General features: G+C 38.1%; 16 protein-coding genes. All 16 read left to right on the top strand.

Going from position 1 to position 16,090, the window contains the following annotated elements:
• Positions 1–31: 31 nt before the first annotated feature.
• Entirely contained in the window at positions 32–226 is a 195-nt protein-coding gene (locus BM266_RS03945; RefSeq protein ID WP_093406145.1) for a hypothetical protein, read from the top strand.
• 137 nt (positions 227–363) lie between these two features.
• The gene (locus BM266_RS03940; RefSeq protein ID WP_245760382.1) at positions 364–1,044 is read left to right on the top strand and encodes a DUF2231 domain-containing protein; all 681 of its coding nucleotides are present in this window, start codon (positions 364–366) and stop codon (positions 1,042–1,044) included.
• A 460-nt stretch (positions 1,045–1,504) separates the two neighbouring features.
• Positions 1,505–1,822: a DUF6660 family protein gene (locus tag BM266_RS03935; RefSeq protein WP_245760381.1), complete on the top strand. Its 318-nt coding sequence runs from the start codon at positions 1,505–1,507 to the stop codon at positions 1,820–1,822.
• Positions 1,823–1,947: 125 nt separating this feature from the next.
• Positions 1,948–6,381 carry a CusA/CzcA family heavy metal efflux RND transporter gene (locus BM266_RS03930; RefSeq protein ID WP_093406142.1) on the top strand — a complete coding sequence of 1,478 codons (4,434 nt, stop codon included), beginning with the start codon at positions 1,948–1,950 and terminating at the stop codon, positions 6,379–6,381.
• A 19-nt stretch (positions 6,382–6,400) separates the two neighbouring features.
• Positions 6,401–7,651 (top strand): efflux RND transporter periplasmic adaptor subunit, encoded by a 1,251-nt coding sequence (locus BM266_RS03925; protein WP_175494751.1) that lies wholly within the window; start codon positions 6,401–6,403, stop codon positions 7,649–7,651.
• Positions 7,652–7,752: 101 nt separating this feature from the next.
• On the top strand, positions 7,753–8,109 hold the full coding sequence (locus BM266_RS03920; protein ID WP_093406140.1) for a P-II family nitrogen regulator: 357 nt from the start codon (positions 7,753–7,755) through the stop codon (positions 8,107–8,109).
• Complete coding sequence (locus tag BM266_RS03915) at positions 8,102–8,518, top strand: Fur family transcriptional regulator (protein ID WP_093406411.1); 417 nt, start codon at positions 8,102–8,104, stop codon at positions 8,516–8,518. Before BM266_RS03920 ends, BM266_RS03915 begins: the two co-directional genes overlap by 8 nt.
• Before the next feature lie 9 nt (positions 8,519–8,527).
• A complete protein-coding gene (locus BM266_RS03910; RefSeq protein ID WP_093406137.1) occupies positions 8,528–8,992 on the top strand; it encodes a Fur family transcriptional regulator in 465 nt (154 codons plus the stop codon).
• Positions 8,989–9,348: a SpoIIAA family protein gene (locus BM266_RS03905; RefSeq protein WP_093406135.1), complete on the top strand. Its 360-nt coding sequence runs from the start codon at positions 8,989–8,991 to the stop codon at positions 9,346–9,348. Before BM266_RS03910 ends, BM266_RS03905 begins: the two co-directional genes overlap by 4 nt.
• Positions 9,349–9,352: 4 nt before the next feature.
• Positions 9,353–11,899, top strand: coding sequence for a heavy metal translocating P-type ATPase (locus tag BM266_RS03900; protein WP_093406132.1), 2,547 nt, complete (start codon positions 9,353–9,355; stop codon positions 11,897–11,899).
• Positions 11,896–12,687 carry a cation efflux transmembrane domain-containing protein gene (locus BM266_RS03895; RefSeq protein ID WP_175494750.1) on the top strand — a complete coding sequence of 264 codons (792 nt, stop codon included), beginning with the start codon at positions 11,896–11,898 and terminating at the stop codon, positions 12,685–12,687. The genes BM266_RS03900 and BM266_RS03895 overlap by 4 nt, the downstream gene beginning before the upstream one ends.
• 85 nt (positions 12,688–12,772) lie before the next feature.
• Positions 12,773–13,405 carry a cation diffusion facilitator family transporter gene (locus BM266_RS03890; RefSeq protein ID WP_093406129.1) on the top strand — a complete coding sequence of 211 codons (633 nt, stop codon included), beginning with the start codon at positions 12,773–12,775 and terminating at the stop codon, positions 13,403–13,405.
• Between the two features lie 268 nt (positions 13,406–13,673).
• Positions 13,674–13,847, top strand: coding sequence for a hypothetical protein (locus BM266_RS17015; RefSeq protein WP_175494749.1), 174 nt, complete (start codon positions 13,674–13,676; stop codon positions 13,845–13,847).
• A 64-nt stretch (positions 13,848–13,911) separates the two neighbouring features.
• Complete coding sequence (locus tag BM266_RS03880) at positions 13,912–14,277, top strand: DsrE family protein (RefSeq protein WP_093406124.1); 366 nt, start codon at positions 13,912–13,914, stop codon at positions 14,275–14,277.
• Between the two features lie 162 nt (positions 14,278–14,439).
• Entirely contained in the window at positions 14,440–14,820 is a 381-nt protein-coding gene (locus BM266_RS03875) for a hypothetical protein (RefSeq protein WP_245760380.1), read from the top strand.
• Between the two features lie 71 nt (positions 14,821–14,891).
• The gene (locus BM266_RS03870) at positions 14,892–16,076 is read left to right on the top strand and encodes a TolC family protein (RefSeq protein WP_093406119.1); all 1,185 of its coding nucleotides are present in this window, start codon (positions 14,892–14,894) and stop codon (positions 16,074–16,076) included.
• Positions 16,077–16,090: the final 14 nt, after the last annotated feature.

The following is a 16,090-nucleotide window of genomic DNA, read 5'->3' as shown; positions in this document are numbered from 1 at the left end:
AATTTCGTTACAATTCTAAAACTATAAACAGATGAAAAATATAAGAGCCTTAATGATCTTTTTGTTAGTAGCAGGGCTTAACTTTTCGATGATCTCATGTAGAGAAACTACAGAAGAAGATCACGACGACATGGAAATGCAACATGAGGAGATGGAAAATGACGGTATGGAAATGGAACATGATGAGAAGATGAACCACGACGATGAACATGAGCATTCGCATTAAAATCCAGGGAAATGGAGGGGTTTGTTTTAATAGTGATTAGTTGAATTTCTTAATTATCCTCCATTTCCCTTTATTATAAAATTTAAATCATCTTAAAAACCAGATTCTCTCTTTTTGAAAAAATGTAAAGTAATGTCATGAAAAAAATACTCTTTTTATTCATTTTTATAAGTATGACGCTTGCTACACAGGCGCAGGATACTCATGAAGACCATGATCACTCTTCAAACAATCAGGAGCAGCAATTGGAAGCAGATAGTATTTCAACTCCTGAATTAAACCCTAATGAGGATGCAGACCATCCTGAAAAGGGAGAATTAGGGAATCATACGAATGAAGTAAAAGCTGAATTTGATGATTTTCCCAATCTGCATCCTTTGGTGGTTCATTTTCCCATAGTGTTGCTATTGCTGGGAGCTATATTGCAGTTAATTCAATTATTTGTTTTAAAAAGAAACTTAGATTGGGTGATCCTTTTAACCGTAGGGGGAGGGTTTATCGGTGCCTATATCGCCGGGGTGTATGCCCATCCACATGCGCATGATTTAACCTCAATGGCTAAAAGTGTATTGGAACAGCACGATAAATTTGCCGAATGGACCATTTATTCCAGCGCAGTCGCTGCTACCTTAAAATTGGTGAGTTTGTTTTTATTAAAAAGGAACAGAATCTTTGAAATTGTAGTTTTTTTAGTGCTGGCTTTTTCAGCATATTCAGTTTCTGAAGCAGGACATTATGGAGCCCAGTTGGTATATCTGGAAGGAGTTGGCCCACAGGGTGAATATCTGGAATCTGAAGCAGGTGGTCATAGTCATTAGAATTTATTTTTGCACTTAAGTAAATCCATGTTTTATTTAATACTTGAGAAGTTTTAAATGATCTTAAAAAGCAAAACAGCCGTGAATATCCGGAAAGCTCATCGCTATCTGGGAATAGTTATCGGAATACAATTTATAATTTGGTCAGTAAGTGGTTTATACTTTCTGGATCGATATTGATAAGATACACGGAGATCAATTTATCAAAACAGAAATGAAAGATCCCAATTTCTTTGGGATTGGAAGTCCCACCGATGGTTCATATTGTTCAAGATAGTTTTGCATTAAATGTCAGAAATATTTTACATTCTGGAATGGTTCAAAATATATCTGAATAGAACCTTAAAAATCACTTTGAGATTACATCCATTTATTGTTATGGTTTTGCACAATAATTGGCTCAACTATTTTTTGCACACCCTGTGCATGCCTATTTAATTATCTTTGTAATGTGAAAATAATGGCACTCATATTATCTCTTTACGTACTCGGACTTAATTTATTAGCCTGTAATGACAGTGATACTTCACAAGTGATTTCTGATTCAGAAGTAACGATGGTTGCTACCCAGAATTTAGATTTTGACCATTCACATGATAAAGTAGCAGATTTATGCCCTCCATTTTGTAGCTGTCATTGCTGCCATGTACATACAATAGATTTTGGTTCTTCTAGTTTCAAACCTTTAATCGCGGAAATTCCTTCCAAAACTTTCGCTCATTTTGACAGCTCGGTGGAAGAACCTATTCTTTCCTTTTTAGATCCTCCAAAAGTTTAATTCAGTTTTTTTAAAGGATAGTTATATCCTTTACTGTCCTGAAGTCGCATAACTTCTTCAGACCAGTATATCGACTCTCTCTACTTAGGGAATATCGAGATGTTTAACTGAATTAATTTTTTTATATGATCAATAGAATCATTTCATTTTCCATTAATAATAAATTTATTATTGGACTACTCACCTTAGCACTTATAGGTACTGGTATTTGGTCCATGATGACCGTTAACCTGGGATCGGTACCAGATATTACTAACAATCAGGTTCAGGTGATCACCCAGTCACCTAACCTTGCAACAGAAGATATTGAACAGTTTGTAACCTATCCCGTTGAACTTTCGATGGGTAATTTACCTGGGGTTACAGAAATTCGCTCTATTTCACGCTTTGGACTTTCAGTAGTTACTATTGTGTTCAAAGATGATATGGGGACATACCTTCCTCGGCAACTGGTACAGGAAAAACTTAATGAATTGGGAGAAACCATTCCCGATAAATTTGGAAGTCCTGCTATGGGACCTATTTCAACCGGATTAGGTCAAATCTATGAGTATACCATAAAGCCAAAAAAGGAATATGAAACTGAATATTCCCCCATGGAACTTCGAACTATTCAGGATTGGATAGTAAAAAGGCAACTTACCTTACTGGAGGGCGTGGTTGAAGTAAATTCTTTTGGAGGCTCCATAAAACAATATGAGGTAGCAATTAACCCGGAAAAATTAAACAGTATGGGTATAAGTATCTCTGAGGTTTACGAGGCTTTGGCTCGAAATAATGTAAATACTGGAGGGGCTTATATTGAGAAAAATAAAATGTCAAATTTTATTAGAGGTGAAGGTTTAATCCGTTCACTGGAGGATATAAGGAAAATTGCTATTACTACCGAAAATGCTGTTCCGATAACTATTGGAGATGTTGCGGAAGATGTTCAGTTTGGAAATCAGGTACGCTACGGAGCTTTCACTCAAGACGGAGAGGAAGCCGTAGGCGGGATAATAATGATGTTAAAAGGCGCCAATCCCAATGCCGTAATTCAGGATGTTAAAGATAGAATGGCAGAAGTTGAAAAGTCACTTCCTGAAGGTTTGACCATAGAGCCAATTATTGATCGAAGTGAATTAATAGCCAGAACGACCGATACGGTTAAAACAAATTTACTGGAAGGTGCATTGATAGTGATTTTTGCCCTGGTATTGTTATTAGGTAGTTTAAGAGGTGGACTTATTACTGCTACCACTATTCCCTTATCACTGCTTTTTGCTTTTATTTTAATGAAGCAATTCAATGTCTGGGCCAATCTAATGAGTTTGGGCGCTATTGACTTTGGAATCATTATAGACGGTGCAGTGATTATCATCGAGGGAACCGTGTATGAAATTCAAAAACGGATAAGATCTGGCAAGGTGAAATTCAATCAGGCTAAAATGGATGAAGTAGCCTATGATGCTGGGAGCACGATGATGGGTTCCGCATTTTTTGGGCAAATTATCATTCTTATCGTATTTACACCCATTCTTTTTCTAACGGGGGTAGAAGGTAAAATGTTTAAACCGATGGCGTATACCTTCGGTTTTGCGATGATAGGAGCTATCTTCTTATGTCTTACCTACGTGCCTATGATGTCTGCCCTATTTATGAAACCAATTCAGAATAAAAAGAACTGGTTTGGAAAATTTGAACGCTGGCTAGAGAAAATAAGTGATAAGATAATTGGTGGAATACAAAAAGTATATATGCCTTTACTGAAAGGGGCATTAAAACTGAAGCTCATTGTCGTAGGTGCTGCTGCTGTTCTACTTGTATTAGCCGGTTTCCTTTTTTCCAGAATGGGAGGAGAATTTGTACCTCAACTGGATGAAGGGGATATTGCAATGCAGGCTTTAATCAGACCAGGAAGTTCATTAACAGAGTCTATTGAAGTTTCCAAAAAAATAGAGAATATACTTCTAGAAAATTTTCCTGAAATTAAAACAGCAACAGCAAGAATTGGAGTAGCGGACATTCCAACAGATCCAATGCCGATGGATATAGCAGATATGTACCTGATTCTTGAAAAAGATAAGGATAAATGGACAACCGCTGAAACTAAAGAAGGACTTATAGCGCAGATCAAGGAAAAACTCAATAAAGAACTTACTGGGGTAAACCTTGTGTTTACGCAACCTGTAGAATTAAGGTTCAACGAATTATTAGAAGGAGTTAGGGAAGATATTGCGGTTAAACTATATGGAGAGGACCTGGAGGTGTTGTCGGAAAAGGTACAGGAAATGGCCAGTATTATCCAAACCGTGCCTGGTGCAGGAGACGTAAACGCGGAGCGAACATCTGGCCTTCCGCAAATGACCGTTAAATTTAACCGTGATAAAATTGCCCAATATGGACTGGATATCCAAAAAGCCAATGATTACATAAGTACAGCTTTTGCAGGAGGAACAGCCGGAGTCATTTTTGAAGGAGAAAAACGATTCGATTTAGTAGTGAGGTTTGATGAGGAACATAGAAAGAATATTGATGATTTGCGTGGTATGTATATCGATCTTCCAGACGGAACCCAGGTACCTATAAAAGAAATAGCAGATATCGAATATGTTCCGGGCCCTATGCAAATTTCGAGAGATGATACCTACAGAAGAACCTATGTGGGTGTAAATGCCCGGGGAAGGGATGTAGAGTCAGTCGTTAACGACATCCAGCAAAGATTAGATGAAGAATTAGAACTACCTCCCGGTTATTATATAACTTATGGAGGGGAGTTTGAAAACCTTCAGAGTGCTAAGGACCGTTTGGTAATCGTTGTACCGATAGCCTTATTCTTGATATTCGTGCTTCTATATTTTGCCTTAAAATCTTTTTCCCAATCTATCATGATCTATATGGCGATACCATTGGCTGCTATCGGAGGTGTTTTTGCCCTTTGGTTAAGAGGTATGCCATTTAGCATTTCCGCTGGAGTAGGCTTCATTGTACTGTTTGGTGTTGCAGTTTTAAACGGACTGGTACTAATAAATAGATTCAATTCCTTGAAAGAAGAAGGAGTAACCAGTATAAAAGATAGAATTTTTACAGGAACCAAAGAACGAATACGCCCAATTATGTTAACAGCAACCACAGATATTTTCGGTTTTTTACCAATGGCATTTTCCACATCTGCCGGTGCAGAAGTTCAACAACCACTTGCTACGGTTGTAATAGGTGGTATGCTTACGGCTACACTGCTTACCCTCGTTGTATTACCAGTATTATATACATTTGTGGAAAGAAAGCGAGAGAAAAAAGAACAGAATAAATTAGGTTCTTCCAATATGCGCTCTTTAGCTACGATTTTGATAATTGGCTTAATGTTAGGCGGAACCTTATCCGTAAACGCACAATCTGATGTTGTTTCATCTGAATATCCACAACAGGATACTTTACAGACTATAAGTTTGGAAAAAGCCAGGGAAAAAGCCATCAAAAACTTTCCTCAGCTTAAAGCTGCTCAACTCGAAATTGAAAGTGAAGAAGTACTGCGTAAAACCGCTTATGATTTTGGGAATACCCAAATCTTTACTGGAAAAGAAGAGGTAGGAAATGGTTCAGATGGGATTTATACTCAAATTGGTGTTCAACAACAAGGTATAGATGTTTTTGGAATTGCCCCCCGGTTAAAATTGCAAAAAGAACGGATGGCACTTGCTGAAAATGCTTTAGAACTAAATATCTTAGAAGTGGAACGTGAAGTAAGCAGGGCCTGGACTTCAGTTTATACTAGTAAAAAGAGGTATCAGGTATATAAGAAAATGGATTCAATTTTTGAAGACATTGAAAGGGCTGCAAGAATCCGATATGAGACAGAAGCTACTTCTAAACTGGAGTATCTTGCTACGTCCAATCAGGGAAATGAAGTAAAAATACAACTGGAACAAGCTTATCGAAATTACCTGAAATCATTGCAGCGTTTAAATTTATGGTTTGTTAGTGATACGATCTATGATGTACCAGATTTACCTGCCGAAGCATTAGATGAACCTTTAAATTTTCTGACAGAGTCACTCAAAACCCACCCGGCTCTTGAGGTTTCAGAACAGAGAGTTAATGTTGCAAAAGCTTTAACCAGAGAACGGAAATCTGAATTTCTACCAAAATTTCAGGGACAGTATGCCAGGCAGGAAATTAATGGACAATCGGGTTTCTTCCAATATCAAATAGGAATCCAAATTCCGTTATTTTTTGGACCTGAATTAGGCCGTACTCAGGAAGCGCAAGTGAATAGAAAGATTGCAGAGCAAAATTTTTACCAGGATAAACTCGAATTGGAAACTGCCTATAAAAATATGCGGGAAGAATTCATCAAATGGAGAAATTCATGGAATTATTATAAGGATGAAGCGCTTCCCTTGGCTAAAGAGCAACAGGAAGGATCTGTATTGGCATTTAAGGAAGGTGCTATAGATTATGTAACCTTCCTTCAAAATATAAGAGATGCCATTAGAATCGAGGTAAATGCCTGGAGTGCTTTTAATGATTATCTCGATAGCCGTTATCAACTCGAATATTACCTCGAAAAATCAAACTAAAATTAGAAAGAAAAACGATATGAATACAAGATCAATAAATATTTTAATGCTTGCCTTAACGCTCAGCATATTCTTTGGATGTAAAGAAAATCCTGAGGCAGGGGATGACGCTTCCAGTGAAACTGCAACTACTAATACCGAAGAAGGTGAAAATCACGGTGAGGAAGGAGATGAAGAACACGGTGAAGAAGAAGGTGGGATGCGTTCGGTACATCTTTCAGAAATGAAATTCAATAGTCTGGGGATTAAAGTAGATACCTTACCTAAAAAAGCTTTGTCCGGTATTGTGGAAGCCAATGGCCAGTTAGAAGTGCCGCCACAATATGAGGCTACCGTGACGGCAGTTTTAGGCGGTAATATAACTTCTATAAAGGTTATTGAGGGGGATAAGGTAAATAAAGGTCAGGTACTGGCTTATCTTTCTCACCCAAATTTAACCAGAATGCAGTCTGATTATATTAATGCATATAGCAGGATGCAATTTTTGGAAAAGGAATTTGAAAGACAGAAACGTTTATATGAAGCAGAGGTAGGATCTGGAAAATCTTTTCAACAAACCCAATCAGATTACCAGTCTGTACAAGGTGAAGTGCGGGGGTACGAATCGCAATTGCGCCAGTTAAACCTAAATGCTTCCCAAATAAGAAACGGCACCCTCTACGAATACGTGCCTATAGTTAGTCCTATTGCTGGCTATATAGAAAAAGTAAAGGTGCAAATTGGCCAATATGTGGAACCTCAAACCAGCATGTTTATGGTGGTAGATAATGAGCATGTTCATGCCGATCTAATGGTTTTCGAAAAAGATATTTATAAGGTAAAAGAAGGCCAAAAGATTTCTTTTAAGCTGGAGTCAGTCCCCGGAAGTGACCTCACCGGAAAAATATATTCTGTAGGGAAGCAATTTGAACAAAATCCTAAAGCGGTGCATGTTCACGCAGAGATAGATAATAAGGAAGATTATCTCATTCCGGGAATGTATATCAAAGGAAAAATTAGGACAGGAGAAGAAGCAGTACCTGCATTACCAGAAGAGGCGGTGATAGAAGAAGAGGGAAATCCTTACATATTTACGGCACAAAAACATCAGGAAGAGGGTAAAACAGAATGGGAATTAAAACCGGTGCAGGTAAGAACGGGGATCAATGAAGATGGATGGGTAGAAATTAAACTGTTGGAGCCCCTTCCAGAAGGTACTTTAGTTGCGTATAACAATGCCTATTACCTGGTATCTGAAATGCAGAAAAGCCAAACCTCTCATGGTCATTAAATAGAGCTTTAAAAATTTAGATGGATGGGCTCTCTGTAAAATGTTTGTCTTAATTAAAATTCCAGAGGGTTCATTCTTAATAAAGAATTAATAAAACAGCGATGAAAGAAATAAAAGCATTTATAAAACCAAAACGGGTTCAAAAAGTGATAGAATCCCTTAGTGAAGGTGGATTCAAAAGTATGACGCTGTCTCAGGGGGAAGGCACCGGGGCATTTAAAGCAAAAGGTGCGTCGCCTTCTTTGGATTTTCGTGTAACCGACAGTCCGGTGGTAAAGTTGGAACTGGTATGTCAAAATGAAGAAGCACAATCAGCAATCGATATTATCCTTGAAAATGCAAAAACAACTGAACCCGGGGATGGGATCATTTATCTATCAGATATTGAAAATGCTTTTCAAATAAAGACAGGAAAATCGCTTAAAATATCTGATTTAAATAAGGATGAAAATGAATGAAATCGAGAAAATATTAGAGGCACACGAAGTTCGGCCAACAGCCATGCGTATCCTGATCTATAAATTTATGGCTAAAAAAGACAGGGCTGTAACGCTTACTGAAATTGAAAATGCCTTTGGAAAAGCAGATCGGGCTACATTATCTCGAACAATACGCACATTTGAAGCAAAGAATATTGTGCATCAAATAGATGATGGCACAGGGATACCAAAATATGCGCTCTGTGAAAATAATTGTAACTGTGAGGTAGAACAGGATTTACACATCCACTTTCATTGCAATAATTGTGATGAAACTGTTTGTTTGACCGATCATAAAATTCCGCATATTAACTTACCAGAGGGATATATGGCAGAAAATGTAAACCTGGTAGTAAAGGGAATATGTGAGAAATGTAGTCGCGTTTAATTTTATGAGATGACCAAAGCCGAAAAAACACTTAGAAACAACGGGATTAGACCTACCAAAATGAGATTATTTATTTATAAATATCTCAAAAGAAAGTTTTATGCTGTAACATTAAGGGAAATAGAAACGGCTTTCGTGAAAAAAAGTGAACATACACGAGATAGAACAACAATTTATCGGAGTATAAAATTATTTCAAAAGAAAGGGATTATACATCAAATTGATGACGGTACGGCTATCGCAAAATATGCATATTCTGATAAGAATTCGCTGGATCTACACTTACACCTTCACTGTATGAATTGCAGCAAAACCTTCTGTTTGCCCAATAAAGTTCCACAGGAAAATTTACCTGACAAATACGAAATTACCGAAGTAAATTTAGTTTTGAAGGGGGCATGTGTAAAATGCCAAAAAGCAAAGAAGCTAAAATATAACATAGACCAATCTGCTCATAAAAACTTAAAACAATGATACGAATCAAAAATGTCGAAAAAAGCAATTTGATATCCGCTTCAATAAGCGGTAAGATTACTAAAGAGGATATAGAGAAAATCCATCCTTTGATACATAATATTGTCAAAAATGGAAATAAGGTGGATTTCTTTTTTGAACTAGTTAACTTTAAGGGCTACGATCTCAAAGGCTTATGGGAAGATTTAAAAGTTGATACCGCCCATATTTCAGATTATGGAAAAATGGCCTTTGTGGGTGAAAAAGAATGGCAGCAATGGGCTGCTAAAGCCACTGATTTTTTTACAAGCTCGGAAGTTAAATTTTTCGACCTTAATGAAAAGGAAGAAGCTAAAAGATGGATATTAAACCAATAGGGATATGAAAAAGCTACAACTAAAAATTCCGGTATTGTTACCTCAGGTGCCAAATGAAAAAGATACTTGTGTGCAAAGGCTCATTGCTGAATTAGAGGCCAAAGAGGGTCTTGAAAAAGTACATATAGTAGATGATCAGGAAGATACGGTGCCGCAACTGTGCTTCCATTATGATCCGGACATTATCTCTATTGACCGAATTCAATCTTTGGCGGAAAATGCCGGGGCAGAAATTACAGAAAAATATGGTCATCTTCTTTTAGAGGTTGAGGGGATTAGGCATACCCGCCATGCAAGGACTATAGAAAAGAGTCTGCTGAATATCGAAGGCGTTTTGGAAGCTTCCGCCAATGCCGGAGGAATGATCCGTTTAGAATATGATAAGCGTGAGACCAGTTTTGAAGCTATAAATGCGAGGCTTGAAAAGGAAAGTCTACAAGTTGAAAAAAGCTCCTCTGGCCATGAAAATGGTTTTGAATCTACAGAAAAAGCTTCTAAGAAATTAAGTAAACGAGATAAAAGGGGCAAAGAACACAACCATAAAGATAAGGGTGTCCAAAATCATAACGAAGTTGATAGCCACGGAGCCGGGGAAGAACATTCACACGCCCACGGAGGTATTTTTGGAAAAAACACAGAACTTATTTTTGCCATTATTTGTGGTGTTTTACTGGGAATAGGATTTGGTTTATCCTTTGTAGATTCAGTTCCGCAATGGGTTAGTCTTTCCTTTTATATTGTAGCCTATTTCTTTGGAGGATTTTATACTGCAAAAGAAGCTGTGGAAACAGTAGCCAAAGGTGGTTTTGAAATTGATTTTCTCATGCTGGTTGCAGCTATTGGAGCGGCTATACTAGGGGAATGGGCAGAAGGGGCCTTGTTATTATTTCTCTTTAGCCTGGGGCATGCCCTGGAGCATTATGCCATGAACAAAGCACGAAAATCTATAGCCGCCTTGGCAGAACTAGCGCCAAAAACAGCTTTGGTTAAAAAGGATGGTAAAACGGAAGAGGTTGGTATCGAAAAACTAAATATTGGCGATATCATTGTGGTAAAACCAAATAGTAAAATATCAGCAGATGGAGTAGTGGTAGATGGGAAGAGCAGTGTAAATCAGGCTCCAATTACCGGGGAAAGTGTGCCGGTAGATAAAATTCCGGTGGAAGACGTCGACAAGGATTACTCAGAGGTAGATGATATCAAAGATGAAAACCGCGTTTTTGCCGGAACCATCAATGGGAACAATACTTTGGAGATTAAAGTGATCAAAGCAGCCAAGGATTCTACATTGTCAAGGCTGGTCAAATTGGTTAATGAAGCCCAGACCCAAAAATCACCTACCCAGTTGCTGACCGATAAATTCGAAAAATATTTTGTGCCGTCCGTTCTTATTTTGGTCGGAGCTCTTTTATTCGCCTTCTTAGTAATTGACGAGCCATTTAGCGCCAGCTTTTACAGAGCAATGGCTGTACTGGTAGCTGCAAGTCCCTGTGCGTTGGCAATCTCGACCCCGAGTGCTGTATTGAGTGGTGTGGCCCGGGCGGCTCGAGGTGGGGTATTAATCAAAGGGGGACGACCACTGGAAGATCTGGGAGAATTAACCGCCCTGGCTTTTGATAAAACCGGGACTCTAACGGAAGGAAAACCTAAACTTACACAAGTAGTAGCCCTTGGGGATATTTCAGAAAATGAACTGCTAAAAATAGCAATAGCCGTGGAAAGTTTGAGTGATCATCCCCTGGCAAAAGCAGTGGTTCGTGATGGAAAGGAGCGTCTGGAGGGTGAAGAGATCCCAGATGCCTCCAACCTGGAAGCAGTTCTGGGTAAAGGTATTAAAGCAACGTTGGGAAATGATAAGATCTATGTTGGTAATTTGGATTTATACGAAGAACTAAATGATACTATTCCATCAGAAGAAATAACTACTAAAGTAAGAGATCTTGAAGGTGGTGGAAACACAACGATGCTTCTTCGTAAGAATGAAGAGTATATAGGCATCCTTGCTTTAATGGATACCCCCCGGGAGGCAGCCAAAAGGACCCTTTCTGAATTGAAGAAAATAGGAATTAAACGAATGATCATGCTTACCGGTGATAACCAGAAGGTAGCAGACGCAGTAGCAGAAGAAATAGGATTGACCGATGCCTGGGGTAGTTTACTGCCAGAGGAAAAGGTGGAAGCCATAAAAAAACTGAAAGAAAAAGAATCTAAGGTAGCAATGGTAGGTGATGGTGTGAATGATGCCCCTGCCATGGCCAATAGCACGGTGGGAATTGCCATGGGAGCTGCTGGTAGCGATGTTGCCCTGGAAACAGCAGATATTGCACTAATGGCCGATAAATTGGAAACACTCCCTTTTGCCATTGGACTGAGTAGAAAGGCAAAGGCTATAATCAAGCAGAACCTTTGGGTAAGTCTGGGAATTGTAGCTCTGCTTATCCCTGCTACCATTTTTGGTTTTGCGAATATTGGAGTGGCGGTAGTTATACATGAAGGTTCCACACTTCTGGTAGTTTTCAACGCTTTAAGACTTTTAGCCTATAAAAAATGAACAAAAGCACCTTTATAGTCAGTCAAATGGACTGCCCTTCTGAGGAGCAGATGATTAGGATGAAACTGGAATCTTATGAACAGATAAAATATCTAGACTTTGATATTCCCAATAGAAAACTTGAAGTATATCATCGAGAAGGGATTGAGGTTATTCATTCCACGATTTCAGAATTAAAATTAGGCGATAAATTTATAGGATCAGAAGAGGCGGAAGTTCCAGTTAGGGAAAACGAAACCAAACAAAAAAATATTCTTTGGTGGGTGTTGGGTATTAATTTTGGGTTTTTTCTAATTGAAATGATTACCGGTTGGATATCTTCTTCGATGGGCCTTATTGCAGATTCTCTTGATATGCTGGCAGATTCGATAGTATATGCGCTAAGTTTATTTGCAGTAGGTGGTGCTGTTTCAAGAAAAAAGAAGGTCGCGAAATTTAGTGGGTACTTTCAAATGTTACTGGCGACTCTTGGATTTATAGAAGTCTTGCGCAGGTTTTTTATGAGTAGTGAAACTCCCTTATTTCAGTGGATGATTATTATTTCTTCTTTGGCACTTGCTGGAAACTTAATCTCATTATGGCTAATCAACAAGGCTAAAAGTAACGAAGTCCACATGCAAGCCAGTGCCATTTTTACTTCAAATGATATTATCGTGAACGGCGGAGTAATTTTGGCGGGTGTTTTGGTTTATTTTTTAGGAAGTAAATGGCCAGATTTGATCATTGGCGCTATTGTCTTCACATTTGTGATGCGTGGGGCGATTAAAATATTGAAATTATCAAGGTAAATCTTGAAAAAAAAATCATCTATCAAAATGCCTATTACATAATGAAAACAATGAAAAAAGTGGGAACTATACAGACGAATTAAATATGGAATCATCAAGAAAAAAGAATCTTAAACAAGCAAGAACACTTCAAATATGGAATGTCATTTACGACACGATAGAAGTGGTCATTTCACTTATTGCTGGAATAACTGCAAATAGTTCTGCACTCATAGGATGGGCACTGGATAGCACCATAGAAGTAATAAGCGCAGCAACTTTGGGCTGGCGGTTGCACGGCGAGCTTAACGGCATAGAAGAGGAAAAGGTTAAGCGTCGTAAGAAAATTACCTTATATGTTATTGCAGCATCTTTTACACTGGTTTGCCTTTTTATTTCCTATGATTCAATCACAAAGCTAGTCAATCAAGAAACGGCACGTTGGAGTACATTGGGTTTAATCATCTTGCTTGTTTCATTGGTAGTTAATCCTATTTTAATCTATTACAAAAGAAAATACGGAAATAAATTGGACAGTCCGGCTATGCTGGCCGATGCCAAAGACACTTTTATTTGCTTGTACCAAACTGTGGTGGTACTTGCAGGATTACTGCTGGTCAATTGGCTAGGCTGGTGGTGGGCAGACCCGGTTGCAGCACTGCTTATTGTTCCCTATGCAGCCAAAGAAGGTTGGGAAGCTTTCAATAAAGCCAGAAACATTGAATATAATACGGATTAAAAATGGTGCAAACAGAAAGAAAAAATCTGTAAAATATTTAATCTATAAAATTCCTCTACGGCTTGCCTCGTGCCTGCTTGTTGCATACAGAGATAGATGGTTCCAGGAATCTTCTTATTAATTACAATGGCAAAATTAAGAAATCAATGTGCACACTTCGTCTTGCAGTAATTTGGATAAGCCGGTTTCTCCGTTGGCAATTTTTTGTGTGTGATGCAGAGTATATTTATTAACTATGGTCTTTTTTGTTCTAAAACTATTTCAAAAAATGAAGGAGGATATATTTAAGGATTACCAGGAGAGGCTAAATTCGCTAGATGAAAATATTAGAGCGGTAACATTGAAACATGCAACGGATTTCCATTTGAATAAAAATTGTTCAAAAGAAGAAGCTATTGAGCGTGGAATAACTAAGGCTGAAATAGCCAATAGAAAATTATGACTTCTTTAGAATTAAATGAAATTATGGAATGGACTTTCGTAGAATTTAAAACAAGTTTTGATAAGTGACACAAACATCCAAACAAGAGGATCACTCACATAATTATGTGGTACTTACGAAAAAGATCCCCCAACTTCAGCCAATTATTTTAACCGCTGAAGCGCTGGTGGAAGAAGATGGGAAGAGTTTCGGGGATTTCCAAGCGATTATCTGTGGAAAAACCCTGGAAGATCTTAATGATAAAGAAGTGATGAAGCGTTTTATTGAGAAAGCTGAAAAAGCACACGTGAAAATAGTGGTTTGCGGCTTTTCTTTGAAAAAGTTCAAAGTTAATAAGGAATGTATTCCCGAAGAACTTGAAGTTGTGGACAATGGTATTTTACATGATTTCCAACTTCAGAAGAAAGGTTATTTGAGTATAGAACTCTAAATAGTCAGTAAGTTAATTAGTTGAAGTATAAACCATAGGAGCTAAGGTTCTTATGGTTTATACTATTTTTCCTCAAATCTCTGTGATAAATTATTACTTTTGTAATCAGTGCAAATACAAAATCAAATAAAAGCATTATTCCTTCTAGGTATATTTATGCTGATGTCTTTTCATCAGGTCATACCGCATGCACACCATGAACATCAGGAGGAGAATAACGAGGTTGCACATCATCATTCCGGTGAAGCTCATCACCACAAAAAGAAGCAGGAAGATAAGCAGGGCGGATTCTTATCTTATTTGCTGGCTATTCATTCTCATACGAGTGCTTCCAATGAAATTCCGGTAATTAAGGAATATACCGAGGACGTCAGGGCACAAAAGACAGAAGCCAAAAAGAAAACTTCAAACAAAAACTATTTAGGGAATTGGATTTTAGCTGATCAGGATTCAGAAAATTTTGAAAATTATCAGCCTCCAAATGAATATTTCAATTCTTATTTATCCTTACTCTCACTTCGGGGACCTCCCGACTTAGTTTGATCAACTAGTCAGGCCACTATTTAAAATAGCTGGCTGACCTTATCGTATAGATTAAACTAAAATCAAAATTTATGTACAGAAATATAGTTTCCGCTGTATGCGGAATACTAATATCTATGGGCTCATTTGCCCAGGATACCGGTATGAATGGTATTTTGCAGCAGATAAGCCAGAATAACAGGCAACTTAAGGCATATCAGTCTTATATGGCTAGTCAGAATCTTGCTAATAAGTCAGAGAATAACTTGCAGGATCCCGAGGTTTCAGCATTTTACCTTCCATTCGGCGAGCATCAAACTGGTGATTATACAGAATATCAGGTTTCTCAGCAATTTGAGTTTCCTACAGTTTATGGAGCGCGAAGTAAGCGTATTGAAAAGCAAAAGGAATTGCAGGAACTAGAGTATGAAACGCTACGTGAAGAAGTATTACTGAATGCCAAGGAACAGCTTCTAGAACTGCAGACCCTGCAGAAACGAAAAAAGCTGGAGGAAAAAAGAGTGGAGCAGGCCAAACAGGTGTATGATCAAATTCAGCGTTTATTCGATGCAGAACAGATTGGTATCCTGGAATTGAATAAAGCCAAAGTAGCCTGGTTACAGGAGCAGTTTGAACTGGATCAGGTCAACATTAGGATTAGGAACACATTGCTGGAACTTCAGAAATTGAACGGTGGAAATACAATTGAGGCTGAAGAGGTCCAATTTTTTGAAGATCCTGAATTGGCCGAAATGCAGACGCTTTGGGAAGAAAAACTTTCCGAAGATGCCGAAATTCAGCAGTTAAAAGCTCGAGAGAATCTTGCTCAGCAGCAGGTAAAACTGGAAAAGAATAGGATTCTTCCAGACCTAAGCATTGGGTATAATTACCAGGGAGTGAATTCTAGCAATTATTCCGGTTTCTTCGGCGGACTATCAATTCCGCTTTGGAACAGCAAGAATAAGGTAAAAGCGGCAGAGGCAAATTTGGAATATAACCAAGCGAACACTGGCGTTGAAACGGCTGAACTATACACCCGTTTTCAGGAAGACTATCAGCAATATCAATTATTAAAGAGAAAATACGAGGAATATCAGCAAACCTTTCAGGATCTGAATTCCGAAGAACTTTTATTTAAAGCCTACGAACTTGGGGAATTTTCATTTCTGGATTATTACCGGGAAGTGGAGTTCTACAGGCAGGCTTTTAACAATATGCTGGGGATGGAAAAAGAACTCCTTCAGCTTAAAGCAACACTTTTAAAACATCAATTATAATTAAAATTAAATAA

Source organism: Salegentibacter flavus (genome assembly GCF_900115145.1).
In the GTDB taxonomy this organism is placed as follows: domain Bacteria; phylum Bacteroidota; class Bacteroidia; order Flavobacteriales; family Flavobacteriaceae; genus Salegentibacter; species Salegentibacter flavus.
This window is presented reverse-complemented; position numbering and strand designations above follow the sequence as displayed.